A 16,691-nucleotide genomic window follows, 5' to 3' on the forward strand; every position below is an offset into this window, starting at 1 on the left:
GCGTACGCCGCCCGCCAACCGGGGAACTACGCGGACCGCCGCAACGTTTGCCAAGCGGACAGAATTGCATTACAGCAGCCCGAAAGTTCAAAAGACCTAGAGGAGTAGCAACATGGCTGATCGCGTCCTTAGGGGCAGCCGGCTCGGAGCCGTGAGCTACGAGACCGACCGCAACCACGACCTGGCCCCGCGTCAGATCGCGCGGTACCGCACGGAGAACGGCGAGGAGTTCGAGGTCCCGTTCGCCGACGACGCCGAGATTCCCGGCACCTGGCCCTGCAAGAACGGCCTGGACGGCACGTTGATCGACGGCGACCTGCCCGAGCCGAAGAAGGTCAAGCCGCCGCGTACGCACTGGGACATGCTGCTGGAGCGCCGTTCGGTCGAGGAGCTCGAAGAGCTGCTCAAGGAGCGGCTCGAAATCATCCGGTCACGCCGCCGCGGCTGACCCCCGACCGCATTAGCTGCGGTTGTCGGCGCGCTGGCTGCCGGCCCGGGCCTTGCGGCCCTCGATGCCCCATCGGGTGACCTTCATCAGCGCCTCCCGGATATTGGATCCGCTCATCTTGGATACGCCGAGTTCACGCTCGGTGAAGGTGATCGGCACCTCGACGATGACGAACCCGTTGCACACGGTGCGCCAGGTCAGGTCGATCTGGAAGCAGTAGCCCTTGGAGTCCACCGCCTCAAGGCCGATCGCCTCGAGGACTTCTCGGCGGTAGGCGCGGTAGCCGGCGGTGATGTCATGGACGCCGATTCCCAGGGCGAGCCGCGCATAGGTGTTGGCCGTCCACGACAGCGCCCAGCGCCGCCACGGCCAATTTCGCACCGACCCGCCCTCGACGTAGCGGGATCCGATGGCCAGGTCGGCTCCGGCGTCGACCGCGTCCAGCAGACGGTGGAGCTGCTCGGGCGCGTGGCTGCCGTCGGCATCCATCTCCACCAGCACCGAGTAGTCGCGGCTCAGACCCCAGGCGAAGCCCGCCAGGTACGCCGCGCCCAGGCCGTCCTTGGCGGTGCGGTGCATCACGTGAGTGCGACCGGCATCGGCGGCCGCCAGTTCCTCGGCGAGCTCGCCGGTGCCGTCGGGGCTGCTGTCGTCGACGATGAGCAGGTGCACGTGCGGGCAGGCGTCCTTCAGCCGCCGGTGGATCACCGGCAGGTTCTCCCGCTCGTTGTAGGTGGGGATGATCACCAGGACGCGCTCGCTGGGACGACTTCCCGGGTCCCGGGGCGCCGGCTGGCCGGTGGTCATGTAGCTCCTCTGTGTCGCCTGATGTGTCGCGACGGTCGTTGGCCGCCCTCGTGGAGCGGAGTGTAGTCACCGCCGTCCTCCGGCGGCGCCTGGTCCCCGTCCTCGTCGGGCGGGATTTCGCCCGGGGGCGTACCGGCGTTCGGGGATTCGTCCGGGGCCTCGGACCTCCGACGAATCGGACGCGGGAACCATCTATTGTGCCGTATCCCGGCCAGAATGGCCGCTCCGGCCGCCGCAACCAGGAGCCATTGCAGGATGGGACCCCAGCGGGTCGCCGGCGTCAGTTTCGTCTTCAGGCGCACCTGGATGTCCAGGTAATCGGGCTGAAAGAAGTCGGTGCGAACCAGCTCGGCGCCGTCCGGCGCGATCACCGCGCTGATCCCGGTGGTGCCCGCGACCACCACGTATCGGTCGTGTTCGACGGCCCGCACCTTGGCGAATCCCAGCTGCTGTTCGCTCATCGTCTTGTTGAAGGTGGCGTTGTTGCTCGGCACGGCGAGCAACTGGGCACCGTTGAGGACCGCTTTGCGCGGGACGCGGTTGAAGATCACTTCCCAGCACGTGGCCACCCCGACCGGCACCCCGGCGATGTGCACGACGTCCGTGCCGGGCCGGGGCACCATGTTCCCGGCGCGGTTGGCGTACGAGGAGAGATGGCTGAACAGCCACGGCATCGGTAGGTATTCGCCGAAGGGCTGCACGATTTCCTTGTCGTGCCGGTCGGCCGGTCCGGTCGACGGGTTCCACACGATCATCGTGTTGGTGTACTGCGGATTCTCCGGCGGGCTGCCGGGCAGTTCCGACACGGTGCCGATCAGGATCGGCGCGCCGACCGCGGTCGCGGCCTGCGATATTTCCAGCGCGGCGTCGACATTGACCAGTGGATCGATGTCCGAGGAGTCCTCCGGCCAGATGACGAATTGGGGTTGCGGCGCGTGTCCCGCTCGCACGTCCTCCGCCAGCCGCAGGGTCTCGCGGACGTGGTTGTCGAGCACGGCCCGACGTTGCGCGTTGAAGTCGAGACCCAGCCGCGGCACATTCCCTTGCACCACCGCAACGGTGACCGAGGGTTCGCCGCCCGATCCCGTGCCGGCATGCCGAACCTGCGGCCAGACGACGACGGACGCGAACAGCACGAGGCAGATGCAGACGCCAGGCAGCACCACCGCGGGCGGTTCCGCATCGGCGTTCGCCGATTCGTCGGCGCCGCGCTGCGCCCGCTTACCGGCGAGCCACCACTTCACAATTTCGAGCTCGATGGCGGTCGCGCTGAACCCAACCAGGACGATCGCCGTGGAGAGCAACGCGGCGCCCCCGAGCTGGACCAACGGCAAGAAGGGGCCCTGCGCCTGGCCGAATGCCACCGACCCCCATGGGAAGCCGCCGAACGGGACGATCGATTTCAGCCACTCCTGGGCCGTCCACACCAGCGCAAACCACACGGGCCAGCCCGGCAGCTGCCGCACGAGCACGGCGCCCAGGCCGAAGAGGGCGGGAAACAGCGCACACGTCATCGCCAGCACCATCCAGGGCACGGCGCCGACGAGCATGCTGATCCACGGCAGCAGCGGCAGATAGAACGCCAGCCCGAAGAGGAACCCGTAGCCCAAACCGCCCGCCGGCGTCGTCGCCGGATGCTTGAGCACCCAGGCCAGCAGCGCGGCCGCGACGACCGCACCCCACCACCAGTTCAGCGACGGGAAGCTGGTGAAGAGCAGGACACCGCCCGCTATGGCGCAGACCAAGCGGGTCAGCCGCGGCAGCATGGCGGCCCGGACGGCAGGCAGCCGCGCGAGCGCCCCGGCGCCCACCCGGCGTGCCGCGGCCGCCATCCGGTCCGTCAGCGGCGGCGCGCCGGATTCCCGGGAGTCGACGTCGTCTTCGGGCTTGTCGTCGCCCTCCAACGCGGCTGCGCCGCTTGCCGGGCCGGTATCTGAGTGCGTCGCGAGGTCGTCGTCCACCGGGTCGGCCTCGCCGGCTCCCTCAGGGCGGTCCTTTCGGCCGGACCAATCCTCAGCCATGGATGACAGCGCCCCGATGCACCGTTCGCCGGCATCGCGGCACGGCGTCGTTCGGGCCCAAGCGCGGCAAGGCCGGCACCCGGGCGCGCGGGTCGGTCGACCAGCGCTGCACGGCGTCGCGAGGTGCGTGGACGTCGAGGGGCCCGGCGTCCCACACGGCATAGGAGGCCGGCGCACCGGGCACCAGGGTCCCCGTCTTGCCGTCGTGGACGCCGGCGGCCCGCCAGCCACCACGGGTTGCGGCGGCGAACGCGGCGCGCGCGGAGACCGCGCTGCCAGGGGTCCGATGGTGGACCGCCGCGCGCACGCTCGCCCAGGGGTCGAGGCCTGTTACCGGTGCGTCGGAACCAAGCGCGAGGGGCACGCCTTGGGATGCTAACAGCGCTAACGGATTGAGCCGACTGCCTCGTTCGGCGCCGAGGCGGCGCGTGTACATGCCCTGGGGGCCACCCCACAACGCATCGAAGTTGGGCTGCACGCTGGCGATGACGCCCCAGTGCCCCAGCTGGGCGGCCTGCTCGGCGGTGACCATTTCGACGTGCTCCAGGCGGTGCCCGCACCGGGCGACGGCGACCGCCCCGAGTTGCGCGACTACCCGCTCGAAGGCAGTGACAACCGCGGAGACGGCGGCGTCGCCGATGACATGGAAGCCCGCGGTCACCTCCGCCTCGGTGCACGCCCGCACGTGCGCCTCAATGGCGTCGGGGTCCAGATAGCAGGTGCCGAGCCGGTCCTCGGCGTCGGCGTACGGCTCGTGCAGCCAGGCGGTGCGCGACCCGAGCGCGCCGTCGACGAAGAGATCGCCGGCCAGCCCGCGGGCTCCGGTCTCCTCGATGAGCGCACGCGCCCGTGCGGGCGTGGTCACCGCCTCACCCCAGTAGCCGGTGACCTCGACGCCTCGATCACTCTCACCGAGGGAGCGCAGCTGCAGCCAGTCGTCCAGCCCGCCGATCTCGGGCCCCGCGCATTCGTGCACCGCGACGATGCCGGCCGCCGCGGCGGCTCGCAGGGCGGCCGCGCGGGCCTCGGCCAGCTGCTCGGGCGTCAACAGGTCGCGGGCGACGGCGCGGACCAGGTGGTGGGCGTCGCCGGTGAGCGGCCGGTCGGGTGCGAAGCCGACCGCCGCCGGTAGGTCCGCGACCAGCCGGCGCAACCCCGTCGAGGCGAGCGCCGAGTGCACGTCGACCCGGGACAGGTAGGCGGCGCGGTCACCGAGCACGGCATCGAGGTCGGCGGTGCTCGGCGGGCTGTTCTCGGGCCACGACGACTCGTCCCAGCCATGCCCCCACACCGGACGGCCGGGGTGGGCTGCCGCATAGTCGGCGAGCATCTGGATGCACTGCGTGCGCGAGCTCGCCGCGCGTAGATCGAGCCCGCTGAGCGTCAGGCCCGTCGCGGTCAGGTGGATGTGGCTGTCCACGAAGCCGGGCGCCACGAAACCGCCGTTCAAGTCCTCGACGTCCGCGCCCGGAAACGAGCTGCGGCCGACGTCATCGCTGCCCAGCCAGGCGACCACGCCGTCCCGCACCGCCATGGCGGTGGCGTCGGGATGGGTCGGGCTGTGCACCCGGCCGTTGACCAGCAGCGTGTCGCTCACAGGGCAAAACTACGTGTGGTGGCGGGCCGGTGGTTAGTCCCAGGCGGGCCGCCCCGGGTATCCGCCCCGCACCGGCTCGTTCGGTAGGGCGGGCGGCCTGATGTCGTGGACGTCCACGACCTCGCCGTCGATGTAGTCGTCCGCCGCAGCGCCGCCGCGCTGACGCACGCCCGCGGCGAACAGCGTCGTGTCGGCGAACAGCGGCACCCGCCGCCGTAGCCCACGCATCGCGACCGCGGCCAGACCGGGGCCGACCGCCGCGCGGACGGGCCGCATCAGCAGCAAGAGCCCCAGGGTCGTGGTGACCAGTCCGGGCACCAGGACCAGCAGGGTGGCCAGCGTGACCAACGCCCCGTCTCGCACGGCGGTGCGCGGTTCGGCCAGGCCGGAGCGCAGGTGCCCGATCTGACGAAGCAGGTGCGAGCCCATCACCGGCACCAGAAGGCCCCATCCGAGCAGGAAGGTGCCCGCCAGCGCCAGCAGCGTCCAACCCCACCCGATCGTCGAAACCAGGGCGATGGTCGCCGCCAGCTCGACGGCGGCGTAGACGAGAAACAGCCGTGACAGCATGTCCAGCCAACGTCTGCCAACGGCGTCGAAGTTCCCATGGTGGTGTCCGGGGCGATTGCAGTTAGATGACGCTATGACCACGATTGAGATCGACACGCCCGACGGACCGATCGACGCGCTGCTGGACCTTCCCAGCGGTAATGGCCCCTGGCCCGGCGTCGTCGTGATTCACGACGCGTTCGGATACGGGAGGGATAAGGAGTCGACGAACAAGCGCATCGCGCAGGCCGGCTATGTGGCGATCACCCCGAACATGTACGCGCGCGGCGGCCGCATCCGCTGCATCACCCGGGTGATGAAAGAGCTGCAGACGCAGCGCGGCCGCGCCCTGGACGACATCCTGGCGGCCCGCGATCACGTGAAAGCCATGCCCGAATGTTCGGGTCAGGTCGGCATCGCGGGTTTCTGCATGGGCGGCCAGTTCGCTTTGGTGATGTCGCCCAAGGGGTTCGGCGCCTCGGCGCCGTTCTATGGCGCTCCCCTGCCCCGCAACCTCGACAAGACGCTCGATGGGGCGTGTCCCATCGTGGCCAGCTTCGGCGCCCGTGACCCGCTGGGGAGGGGCGCGCCCGAGAAGCTGCGCGAGACCATCGCCAACAAGAACATCACCGCCGACGTGAAGGTCTATCCCGGTGTCGGGCACAGCTTCGCCAACGAACTGCCCGCCCAGCCGCTGCTGCGGATCACCGGTTTCGGCTACGACGAGGCCGCCACCGAGGACGCCTGGCGCCGGGTGTTCGCGTTCTTCGGCGAACATTTGGCGTCGGGCGCGACGACGTAGTTGCGTCACACCAGCTTTCGCGACAAGACCGTCGCGAACGTGTGCGTATCTCCCGGCCAGCGCGCCGACAGGTAGCTGCCGTCGTCGACGACGAACGCGGGCCGCGAGTCGCTCGCGGTGTCGCGTGACATCCCGGAGGATTTGCGCCGCCAGCCCGGCGAACCGCGCACGACGTCGCAGAAATCCGTCGGATTTTCAAGTGCGCGAGTCACTTCCGACTGCACCGACATGTAACCGCGGGGCTGGCCTGGCTGCTCGGTGTAGGTGCGGTAGTAGTTTCGATCCCAGAATCGGGTGAACCGCGTCAATCGCCACGCCAGGCCCTCCATCGCCCACGTCAACGCGGTGGTCTTGTGTCCGTAGAGCACCGAATGACCCGTCGCGGGGTCGACGCTGCGCGCGGCGAGCAGCACGCCGTGACAGATGGCGGCGACGATGACCCCCCGCTTGAAGGCGTCGACGACGAGCCGGTGCAGGACGCCGCTGTCGACGTAGCTGCGCATGCCGCGGGCGCGATGCCCGCCGGGCAGCAGCACGGCGTCGACTCCGGCGAGACCGGCTTGCGCCCACGCGATTGGGTGCTGAAACTCGTTTGACGCCAACATGTCCCGGTACGCGCGGCGCCCGTCCTTATTCGCGCGCAGCATCAGCCCGATCACCGGGACGGCGCCCAGCACCGGCAGGGCGGACCACACGTCCAAACCGCGGCCGCTCACCATGATGTCGTCCGCCGCACCGGGCGATCCGCCTTCGGTGGCGAACACCACCCGATGGCCGTTGCGGGTCAGGACGCGCCAACTGACGGCGACCTCGGTCGGGTCGAAGTCGCGGTCCGGGATCGGAACGAGAACGGTGCCCATGAGGCCCCTAGGCCTGCGCCACCCTGAGCTCGAGACCGACATTGTTCTCCATGCCGCCGCGCAGCTTGCTGAAGAGATTGAACACCTTGCCGACGATGCCGTAACGCTTTCCGATCGCGTCGTACACCACGGCGGTCTGCGCCTTGTCCAGGATCGCGGCGGTGCCTTCGACGGCCTCGCTTGTCGGGCGGCCCTGCATGGTGCAGGTCGCCAGCGTGACCCTCGGAGTGTTGCGAATCCGCTTGACCTTCCAGGACTTTTCCTGAGTGATGACCAGGAGCCGGTCTTGGTCGGCGGCAGCCCAAATCGGCGTCGGCTTGGCCTTGCCGTCTTTGGTGAAGGTGGTCAACAGGATGTACTGCGCCTTGGCGAGATCGGCGAATGTGGGCGTCACGGTAACAACCTACGCTGCACACCCGTCATTGACATCGTGAGCGCTCACTGCGATAGTCATGCCACCCGTAAACGAAAATATTGTTTTCAGTTAAGACTGGCGGCACGACGGAAGCGGAGAACGTGAGCGAGCCGAGAACACCGCTGGCGTGGCTGCCGTTCTCGATCGCAGAGGCGGCATTGTCGGAAGAACTCGGCAACGTGGACCTTTTTCAAGCGTGGTCCCATCTGCTGGCCCGGCTAGGTGAAGCCGCACAGACCGTCGAATCCGACCCGGCGAGCCGAAACCGAATCGACCTCGCCGCCGGCATCCGGCATCTGTTGGTGTTGCTTGCCGCCGGAATCGACGAGGTGCTGCGGTTCGATCCGCACCCGGTTCTGAGCGTGCGCCGTACCAGCACTGACGACCTGGTGACCTGGGGCATGGAGTGCCCCGACTGCCTCTACACCCGTGCCGTATTGCGCGGCGGCGAGAGTTATCGCCTGTTTGGGAATCGAGGCACCGCGCGGTACATCGGGCTGCAGACAATGAACGGCGTCGCCGCGACGGCGAACGAACTGGTGGATGAGCTCGACGTGGATGCGGACGGCAACTTCGAGGTCGTGCTATCAGCCGATGACCGACCGGGAAATTGGATGCGCATCGAGGGAGACCATCCCACGTTGACGGTGCGGCACTTCTTCTACGACTGGGACACCGAGGTGGCCTCGTCGCTGAGCATCGAGCGAAGCGGCGAAGCGGTGCAAACCGACGACCCATCAGTTGATCCGGACATGGTGGTGTCCCGGCAGATCACCGCGCTCGGTGACTTCGTCGGCGACAATCTGGCGTTCTTCCTGCAATTCGGCGCCGCGGCACCGCCCAACGGATTCCTGCCGCCGATCGACCGCACCGATATGGGTGCGGCAGCGGAGAACAGGCCGGTGATCGGCCGGTGGGAGCTGGGCCCGAATGAGGCGCTCATCGTGGAAGTGGAGCCGCCCCAGGGTCTTTACTGGAGCTTCTCCATCGGCAATCCGTGGTGGGAGACGATCCATTACGGGCGCCACCAGTCCAGCCTCAATGCCCATCAGGCCGTCGTGGACGCCGATGGCATGGTGCGCTTGGTGCTGTGCTCTGACGATCCGGGCGTCGCCAATTGGCTCGACACCGCCGGCCACAGCAACGGCCCGATCATCCTGCGCTGTGTGCGCACCGAGACGGCGCCGACGCCGACCACCCGCGTCGTGCCGTTTGCCGAGATTGATGCGGAGTTACCTCCGGATACCGCAAGAGTCACTCCCGAAGAGCGCCGGTCCGTCCTCGCGGCGCGTCGCCGCGCCGTGCACAAGAGGTTTGCACAATGATGTTCGACGCCGACAAGTTGGAAGACGGCGCCCGCGCCGCAACGGGTCTCGAGGATTTCGGTTCGCCCTACTATCGCGAGGGGCTCGAGCGCATCGTCGATGCGCTGAACACCGAGGCCGACCTCAACGACATGGGCAGGATCATCCAGCACGCCACCATCAGTAACGCCTTGATTCAGCGCCTCAAAATCGAGGACACCTACGGCCGCCACCCCGAGATCGACGACGAGGTGGTCGACGGGCCCGTATTCGTGATCGGGTTACCCCGCACCGGGACCACCGCTTTGAGTCAGCTGGTGGCCGCCGACCCGCAATTCCGGTCGCTACGGATGTGGGAATCGCAAGCCCCCACCCCGCCGCCGGAGGCCGCGACCCAACACACCGATCCGCGGATCGCACAGGCCGAGGCCGGCCTGAAGATGCTGGACGACATGTTCCCGCTCATGAAGACGCTGTATAACTCCGAGCCAACGGCACCGACCGAATGCCAGGACCTGATGGGAATGAGCTTCCGCACCTTCCACTTTGACGGCGCCGTTCGCGCGCCCGGTTACCTCGCGTGGCTGATGGACTGCGACATGCGCGGGACCTACACGTTTCACCGGCGAGTGCTCAAGCTGTTGCAATGGCATTGCCCGCCGCGTCTATGGCACCTCAAGACGCCCGTGCACATGTTCGCACTCGACGCGCTCGTCGAGGCTTACCCGAACGCGAAATTCCTTTGGAGCCATCGTGACCCGGCGAAGGTGATGGGATCGGTGTGCAGCCTCATTCAGTACGTGCGCAGCTGGAGCAGCGACCGCAACGACGCCAACGAACTCGGCGCCGAACAAGTCGACAGCTGGGTTGAAGCCGTACGGCGGGCAATGGATTTCCGCAGCCGCGTCGGCGACGACCGATTCGCAGACGTCTCGTTCGCCGACTTGCAGACCGATCCAGTGCCTACCCTGCGAACCAGCTACGAGGCCTTGGGTTTGAGCTTCACCGACGCCACGATGGCTTCCGTAGAGCAGTGGGCCAAGGGTCACAGACCCGGCGCCCGTGGCGCGCATGACTATGAGCTGGCCGACTACGGCTTGACGCCCGAAGGCGTTCGCGAACGGTTCGCCGACTACCTCGCCACCTACGATGCGACCGGATGACTACGTGGCCGCTCCTCGCACGCGGCGACGCGACAAGCTGGGTCCCGACCCGGCAGTACGCCGCGAGATCCTGCAGGCCGCATCGATCGCTTTGCGCGAGCATGGAGTTCGCGGACTCGGTATCACCGCCGTGCTGGAACGGGCAGGATTGAGCACACGCGCGTTCTATCGGCATTTCGCCTCCAAAGACGAATTGGTTGCCGCCGTCTTTCTGGAGAACGCGCGTGTCGAGAAACGGCGCCTGCGGCGCCGAATGAGCCGTGCCACGACGGACATCGAGGCGGTGGCGGCATGGATTGACGGGCGACTCGACCTGGCGTTCGACGAAACCATCGGCGCTGACTTGCGCCGCCTGTCGATGGAGGCTCAATCCCAGATGTTCGCCTCCCCCATTCTCGTTCAGCCCGCATACGCCGAGATCCTCGAACCACTCAGTGACGCACTTCGGCGCGGCATGGACAACGGAATGTTTCACCACATCGATCCGGTGGCCGACGCCCAATTCATTCACGGCGTGGTCTGGGCGGCCATTGACCAACAGTGGGCGGCCGGAGATTGTGACCGCGACGATCTCCGCCGGCGCAGTGTGCTTTTCTGCCTGGGCGGGCTGGGCGTGACGCCGGAAGCAATCGAGCGGATTTGCTCCAACAACCAGTAGCGAAGGAGTCGATGATGGATCTCGGTTTCGCGGGGTCGACCGCCGTGGTCACCGGCGGGAGCAAAGGGATGGGACTGGCCATCGCAGAAACCCTTGCGGCCGAGGGAGCCAGCGTGGCCGTCATGGCCAGGGGCCGCGGCGCGCTCGAAACCGCGGTCACAGCACTGCGTGCGGCCGGCGCTCCGGACGCCGTGGGAATCAGCGTCGACATGGCCGATCCCCAGTCCATCAGTGATGCCTTCGCGACGATCTCGGAGCGTTGGGGTCGACTCAATTGTCTGGTCCACACCATTGGGCCCGGCGATGGCTATTTCGAGCAGATGGACGACGCGCAGTGGGAAGCGGCGTTCACACTCGGCACCATGTCGGGCGTCAGATCCATCCGTGCATCGTTGCCGCTGCTGCGGACCGCGGATTGGGCCCGCATCGTGACGCTGGCCGCACACTCGATTCAGCGCCAGAACCCGCGCATCGTCGCCTATACGGCGTCGAAGGCGGCACTGGCCAGCGTCACCAAGAACTTGTCGAAAAGCCTTGCCAAGGACGGCATTCTAGTCAACTGCATATGCCCTGGGACGATCGTGACGGCCAGCTTCACCGAGGCACTCAAAGACATCCTTGCCGCCGACGGCCTCGACGCCACTGATCCGGTCGACGTCATGACCTGGATCGACAACAACTTTCACCAGCCCTGCGATCTCGGCCGCGCCGGACTTCCCGAAGAGGTCGCCTCCATTACCGCCTACCTCGTATCGCGGCGAAACGGTTATGTCACCGGGGCTACCGTCAACGTCGACGGCGGATCGGACTTCATCTGAGCCAAAGGCGGTCAGCCCTCCAGGTCGCCCTCGGTTTCCAGCAGCGCCTGCCGCAGGCCGTCGAGGGTCTCCGGTTGCGGCTGTTCCCACATGCCGCGGCCGGCGGCCTCCAGCAGGCGTTCGGCCATGCCGTGCAGCGCCCACGGGTTGGACTCGGCCATGAACTTTCGGTTCTCGGGATCCAGCACGTAGCTCTCGGTGAGCTGCTCGTACATCCAGTCGGCCATCACCCCGGCGGTGGCGTCGTAGCCGAACAGGTAGTCAACGGTCGCCGCCATTTCGAACGCACCCTTGTAACCATGCCGGCGCATCGCCGACATCCAGCGCGGATTGACGACGCGGGCTCGGAACACCCGGGTGGTCTCCTCGGACAGCGTGCGGGTGCGGATCGCGTCGGGTCGGGTGTTGTCACCGATATAAGCGGCGGGCGCCTGCCCGGTCAGCGCCCGGACCGTGGCCACCATGCCGCCGTGGTACTGGAAGTAGTCGTCGGAGTCGGCGATGTCGTGTTCGCGGGTATCGGTGTTCTTGGCGGCCACGGCGATCCGACGGTATTGGCGGTTCATGTCGTCGACCGCCTCGCGGCCGTCCAGGTCGCGGCCATAGGCGAACCCTCCCCACGCCGTGTACACCTGCGCCAGGTCGGCGTCGTCGCGCCAGTTGCGACTGTCGATCAGCTGCAGCAGACCGGCGCCGTAGGTGCCCGGCTTGGAGCCGAAAATTCTTGTCGTGGAGCGGCGTTGATCGCCGTGCTGGGCCAGGTCGGCCTGCGCGTGCGCGCGGACGTAGTTGTCGTCGGCGGGCTCGTCGAGACCGGCGACCAGCCGCACCGCGTCGTCGAGCATCGTCACCACGTGTGGGAAGGCGTCCCGGAAGAACCCGGAGATCCGCACGGTCACATCGATGCGCGGGCGGCCCAGCTCCGCCAGTGGGATCGACGTCAGGTCGACGACTCGACGCGACGCATCGTCCCAGACCGGTCGGACACCCAGCAGCGCAAGCACTTCGGCGATGTCGTCGCCGGCGGTGCGCATCGCCGAGGTGCCCCACACCGACAGTCCCACCGATTGCGGCCACCGTCCGTGGTCGTTGCGGTAGCGACTCACCAGCGAATCCGCCAGGGCCACACCGGCTTCCCAGGCCAGCCGGGACGGCACCGCCTTGGGATCGACGGAGTAGAAGTTGCGGCCGGTGGGCAGCACGTTGACCAGGCCGCGCAGCGGCGAGCCGGACGGGCCGGCCGGGATGAACCGGCCGTCCAACGCGTTGAGCACCTGCTCGATTTCGGCGGCCGTTCCGGCGAGCCGGGGCACCACCTCGGTGGCCGCGAACCGCAGCACGGCTGCCACCTCGGTGTCCGCGGTGATGCGTTCGGCGGCTTCGGGATCCCAACCGCTGGCCTGCAGTGCGGCGACGAGTTCGCGCGCCGCGGCTTCGGCCCGGTCGACCGACGTGCGTTCGTCGGTGCCGTCCTCCGCGAGGCCCAGCGCCTGCCGCAACCCGGGGAGGGTCTGCTCACCACCGAACAGTTGGCGGGCCCGCAGGATCGCCAGCACGAGGTCGAGTTCGACTTCCCCGGACGGCTTTTGGCCCAGGATGTGCAGGCCGTCGCGGATCTGGACGTCCTTGATCTCGCAGAGCCACCCGTCGACATGCAGCAGCATGTCGTCGAACGAGTCCTCCGGGGGCCGCTCGGTCAGCCCGAGATCGTGGTCCATCTTGGCGGCCCGGATCAGCGTCCAGATCTGCTGGCGGATGGCGGGCAACTTGCCGGGATCCAGCGCGGCGACGTTGGCGTGCTCGTCGAGCAGCTGTTCCAAACGGGCGATGTCGCCGTAGGTTTCGGCGCGCGCCATCGGCGGGATGAGGTGGTCGACGAGCACCGCGTGCGCCCGCCGCTTGGCCTGGGTGCCCTCTCCCGGGTCATTGACCAGGAAGGGGTAGATCAGTGGCAGGTTGCCCAACGCGGCATCGGATCCGCAGGCCGCCGACATGCCCAGCGTCTTGCCCGGCAGCCATTCCAGGTTGCCGTGCTTGCCCAGGTGCACCACGGCGTCCGAGCCGAATCCGGTGTCGAGCCAGTGATAGGCGGCCAGATAGTGGTGGCTGGGCGGCAGGTCCGGGTCGTGATAGATCGCCACCGGATTCTCGCCGAAGCCGCGGGGCGGCTGGACCATCAGCACCAGGTTGCCCGCTTGCATTGCGGCGATGACGATTTCGCCATCGGGGTCGCCGGTACGGTCCACGAACAAGTCGCCGGGCGGCGAGCCCCAATGCTGTGTCACCGCGTCCGTCAGCGCGGCGGGCAGGGTGGCGAACCAATCGCGATAATCCTTGGCGGACACCCGTATCGGGTTGCCGGCCAACTGCCCTTCGGTGAGCCAGTCGGGGTCCTGGCCGCCACGCTCGATCAAGGCGTGGATCAGGGCGTCCCCGTCGTTGGCATCGACCCCGGGCAACTCGCCCACCTGGTACCCGCGCTCGCGCATGGCCCGCAGCAGCGCGACCGCGCTGGCGGGCGTGTCCAAGCCGACCGCGTTGCCGATCCGCGCGTGCTTGGTGGGATAGGCCGAGAACACCACGGCGACCCGCTTGTCGGCCGGGGCGACGTGACGCAGCCGTGCATGCCGGACCGCCAGGCCTGCGACCCGCGCGCAACGCTCCGGGTCGGCGACATAGGAGATCAGCCCGTCGTCGTCGATCTCCTTGAAGGAGAACGGGACGGTGATGATGCGGCCGTCGAACTCGGGCACCGCCACCTGGGTGGCGACGTCGAGCGGGCTGAGCCCGTCGTCGTTTTCGCTCCACTGAGCCCGGGAGCTGGTCAGGCAGAGTCCCTGCAGGATCGGAATGCCCAGAGCCGCAAGGTGTTCGACGTTCCAGCTGTCGTCATCGCCGCCCGCGGACACCGTGGCCGGCTTCAGTCCCCCGGCGGCCAGGACGGTGACCACCATGGCGTCGGCGTCGCCCAGCCGTTGCAGCAGTTCGGGTTCGGCGGTACGCAGCGATGCACAGTAGACCGGCATCGGCCGCCCGCCGGCGTCCTCGATGGCCCGGCACAGCGCCTCGACGTAGCCGGTGTTGCCGGCCAGCTGCTGCGCGCGGTAGTACAGCACGGCAATCGTCGGACCTTGGGCGTCGCAGGCAGGCCGCTCCAGCTCGCCCCAGGTCGACGTCACCACCGGCGGGCTGAAGCCGAAACCCGTCATCAATACGGTGTCGGACAGGAAGGCGTGCAGCTGGCGCAGGTTCTCCACGCCGCCGTGCGCCAGGTAGATGTGCGCCTGCACCGCGATGCCGGCGGCCAGCGTGGACAGGCCGGTCAATTCGGCGTCGGCGGCCTGCTCGCCGCTGACCAACACCGTCGGCACCCCGCTGGCGATGACCGCGTCGATGCCGCTCTGCCAGGCGCGGTAGCCGCCGAGGATGCGGACCACCACGATCGACGCATTCTCCAGCAGCTTCGGGAGCTCGCTCTCGTCCAGGCGCGAGGGGTTGGCCCACCGATAATTCTTGCCGCTGGATCGGGCGCTGATCAGGTCCGTGTCGGATGTCGACAGCAGCAGGATGGTCGGCTCAGCCACCCCTCATTCGTACAGCAGCGTCGCCGCGATCCGGGCGGCGACCTCTCCGGCCACCCGCAACGCCTCTTCACTCGTGCCGGGCTCATAGCGGTCGGCGACCGGGTCGTAGTCGGCGCCGGCGATGGACCCGTGATCGGCCCCCAGCTCCACCAGCTCGACCGGCCAGCCGACCCGTCGGAGGCTTTCGGCGAACTCCCTGCTGGCCGTCACGGGAACCACGTCATCAGTCAGGCCGTGCAGCAACGTGAACGGCGTGCCGATACGGCCGGCCGACAGCTCGTCGTCGACGCGCCGACCGAAGATCGGGTCGGGGACCATGAAGGCACCCGCCAGGCACACGGTGTGCGCCAATTGCGCTTCGCCGCGCAGCGTCAGGGCCGCCGCGGCGACGCCTCCCATCGACCACCCGACGAGCACGATGTTGTCGGGGGCGTCGGCGAAGTTGCGGGCGAAGTCGAGCGATCCCAGCAGGTCCCCGCGCCCGCCGTCGTCGGCGTGTGAATTCCAGTCCGCTGCCACCACCGCCGCGCCGTGCTCGGCGAGCATCCCGGCGAGAGGACGGAACGCGGCGCGGGCATCGGTCTGCATGCCGTGCCACAGCAGGACGGTGGGTTGCGTCGAGTCGCCGTAGACATCGGCCAAACGTGTTGGGGCGTACTCCACTGTCTGCACGAACACGAGGGTGCCCTGGGCGGAGCCGAATCAATCCCCCGGGTCGGCGGAAAGACCCACCCAACGTGCGTTCGGTGCGACGATTTCGCCGTATTCGCGCGGCGAGTGCACGTTCGGCGCGAGACTGGCACCAGCTTTCGAGGGAGCGTGACGTGATGAATTCAGTAGCAGGAAAAGTCATTGCCATCACCGGCGGTGCCCGCGGCATCGGCCTGGCGATCGCCACGGCGCTGCACGGTCTAGGCGCCAAGGTCGCAATCGGTGATATCGACGAAGCCGCCGCCAAGGATGCCGGTGCCCGGTTGGGACTGCCGGTCAGCCGTGGAATGAACGTGACGGATCGCCCGTCCTTCACCGCATTCCTGGACGCCGTGGAAAGCGAGCTGGGATCACTCGACGTTCTGGTGAACAACGCCGGCCTCATCGCGGCCGGTGCCGCGGTTGACGAGCCGGACGCCATCACCCAGCGGGTGCTCGATGTGAATGTCTTCGGCGTGATGCTGGGCACCAAGCTTGCGCTGCAACGGATGCTGCCGCGCGGACGCGGGCACATCGTCAACGTCGGGTCGCTGGGCAGCGTGCTCCCGGCTGCCGGCATCGCAACGTATTGCGCGACCAAGCACGCCGTACTCGGGTACACCGATTCCGTGCGGATGGAGAACCGTGGGCGCGGCATCCACTTCTCGGTGATCATGCCGACCCTGACGAACACCGAGATGGTCGCGGGCGCCGGACACGCGCGGGGCTTCAAGAATGCTGAGCCCGAAGACGTCGCCCGAGCGGTCACCGGAGTGATCGCGAACCCCAAGCGGCGCGTGATAGTTCCGCCGTCGATGGGCATGCTGGTGTCCGTGCAGCGGTTGATGCCGCAGTCGGTCTCGGAAGCGATGGGACGTGCGGTCGGCACCGACCGCGTCTTCACCAGCGACCTCCGAGCCGATGAGCGCGCGGAGTATGCCCGGCGGACGGGAACCTCCTGACCGTCACGCACTC

General features: G+C 68.1%; 13 protein-coding genes and 1 pseudogene. 7 read left to right on the forward strand and 7 right to left on the reverse strand.

Annotation, left to right across the window (positions count from 1 at the left end):
* Positions 1-112 precede the first annotated feature (112 nt).
* Positions 113-448: an RNA polymerase-binding protein RbpA gene (locus tag A5758_RS19340; RefSeq protein WP_067206967.1), complete on the forward strand. Its 336-nt coding sequence runs from the start codon at positions 113-115 to the stop codon at positions 446-448.
* Here the strand turns inward: A5758_RS19340 and lnt are convergent.
* The 3 genes and pseudogenes from lnt to A5758_RS19360 all read right to left on the reverse strand — a co-directional run bounded on the left by lnt (position 423) and on the right by A5758_RS19360 (position 5,443).
* Positions 423-3,087: pseudogene (gene lnt / locus A5758_RS19350) on the reverse strand (apolipoprotein N-acyltransferase). The gene A5758_RS19340 and the pseudogene lnt sit on opposite strands and share 26 nt — an antisense overlap.
* Before the next feature lie 181 nt (positions 3,088-3,268).
* Positions 3,269-4,810: an amidohydrolase gene (locus A5758_RS19355; protein WP_067743345.1), complete on the reverse strand. Its 1,542-nt coding sequence runs from the start codon at positions 4,808-4,810 to the stop codon at positions 3,269-3,271.
* A 96-nt stretch (positions 4,811-4,906) separates the two neighbouring features.
* Positions 4,907-5,443: an FxsA family protein gene (locus A5758_RS19360; protein WP_067743265.1), complete on the reverse strand. Its 537-nt coding sequence runs from the start codon at positions 5,441-5,443 to the stop codon at positions 4,907-4,909.
* A gap of 73 nt (positions 5,444-5,516) precedes the next feature.
* On the opposite strand from A5758_RS19360, the gene A5758_RS19365 reads away from it, so the two are divergent.
* Positions 5,517-6,224, forward strand: a complete 708-nt coding sequence (locus A5758_RS19365; protein WP_067743268.1) for a dienelactone hydrolase family protein — start codon at positions 5,517-5,519, stop codon at positions 6,222-6,224.
* 5 nt (positions 6,225-6,229) lie between these two features.
* Here the strand turns inward: A5758_RS19365 and A5758_RS19370 are convergent, their stop codons facing one another.
* Positions 6,230-7,084 (reverse strand): type 1 glutamine amidotransferase domain-containing protein, encoded by an 855-nt coding sequence (locus tag A5758_RS19370; RefSeq protein ID WP_067743271.1) that lies wholly within the window; start codon positions 7,082-7,084, stop codon positions 6,230-6,232.
* Positions 7,085-7,091: 7 nt separating this feature from the next.
* Positions 7,092-7,478, reverse strand: a complete 387-nt coding sequence (locus tag A5758_RS19375) for a PPOX class F420-dependent oxidoreductase (protein ID WP_067206947.1) — start codon at positions 7,476-7,478, stop codon at positions 7,092-7,094.
* A 122-nt stretch (positions 7,479-7,600) separates the two neighbouring features.
* Between A5758_RS19375 and A5758_RS19380 the strand changes: the two genes are divergently transcribed.
* From A5758_RS19380 to A5758_RS19395, 4 genes are read left to right on the forward strand one after another with little or no spacing between them, the layout of a single operon-like run.
* Positions 7,601-8,824, forward strand: coding sequence for a DUF1214 domain-containing protein (locus A5758_RS19380; protein WP_197503982.1), 1,224 nt, complete (start codon positions 7,601-7,603; stop codon positions 8,822-8,824).
* The gene (locus tag A5758_RS19385; RefSeq protein WP_067743274.1) at positions 8,821-9,966 is read left to right on the forward strand and encodes a sulfotransferase; all 1,146 of its coding nucleotides are present in this window, start codon (positions 8,821-8,823) and stop codon (positions 9,964-9,966) included. Before A5758_RS19380 ends, A5758_RS19385 begins: the two co-directional genes overlap by 4 nt.
* Positions 9,953-10,624 carry a TetR/AcrR family transcriptional regulator gene (locus tag A5758_RS19390; protein WP_067206940.1) on the forward strand — a complete coding sequence of 224 codons (672 nt, stop codon included), beginning with the start codon at positions 9,953-9,955 and terminating at the stop codon, positions 10,622-10,624. The genes A5758_RS19385 and A5758_RS19390 overlap by 14 nt, the downstream gene beginning before the upstream one ends.
* Before the next feature lie 14 nt (positions 10,625-10,638).
* Positions 10,639-11,442 carry an SDR family NAD(P)-dependent oxidoreductase gene (locus A5758_RS19395; RefSeq protein WP_067743278.1) on the forward strand — a complete coding sequence of 268 codons (804 nt, stop codon included), beginning with the start codon at positions 10,639-10,641 and terminating at the stop codon, positions 11,440-11,442.
* A gap of 11 nt (positions 11,443-11,453) precedes the next feature.
* On the opposite strand, the gene cobN is transcribed toward A5758_RS19395, so the two are convergent.
* Together cobN and A5758_RS19405 are read right to left on the reverse strand one after the other, a co-directional pair.
* The gene (gene cobN / locus A5758_RS19400; protein WP_067743281.1) at positions 11,454-15,026 is read right to left on the reverse strand and encodes a cobaltochelatase subunit CobN; all 3,573 of its coding nucleotides are present in this window, start codon (positions 15,024-15,026) and stop codon (positions 11,454-11,456) included.
* A gap of 3 nt (positions 15,027-15,029) precedes the next feature.
* The gene (locus A5758_RS19405; protein ID WP_067207203.1) at positions 15,030-15,698 is read right to left on the reverse strand and encodes a S9 family peptidase; all 669 of its coding nucleotides are present in this window, start codon (positions 15,696-15,698) and stop codon (positions 15,030-15,032) included.
* Between the two features lie 155 nt (positions 15,699-15,853).
* Here A5758_RS19405 and A5758_RS19410 point away from each other — a divergent pair, with 155 nt between their 5' ends.
* Positions 15,854-16,678 (forward strand): SDR family oxidoreductase, encoded by an 825-nt coding sequence (locus tag A5758_RS19410; RefSeq protein WP_067743284.1) that lies wholly within the window; start codon positions 15,854-15,856, stop codon positions 16,676-16,678.
* Positions 16,679-16,691 lie beyond the last annotated feature (13 nt).

The organism is Mycobacterium sp. 852014-50255_SCH5639931, assembly GCF_001665605.1.
Lineage (GTDB): Bacteria > Actinomycetota > Actinomycetes > Mycobacteriales > Mycobacteriaceae > Mycobacterium > Mycobacterium paraffinicum.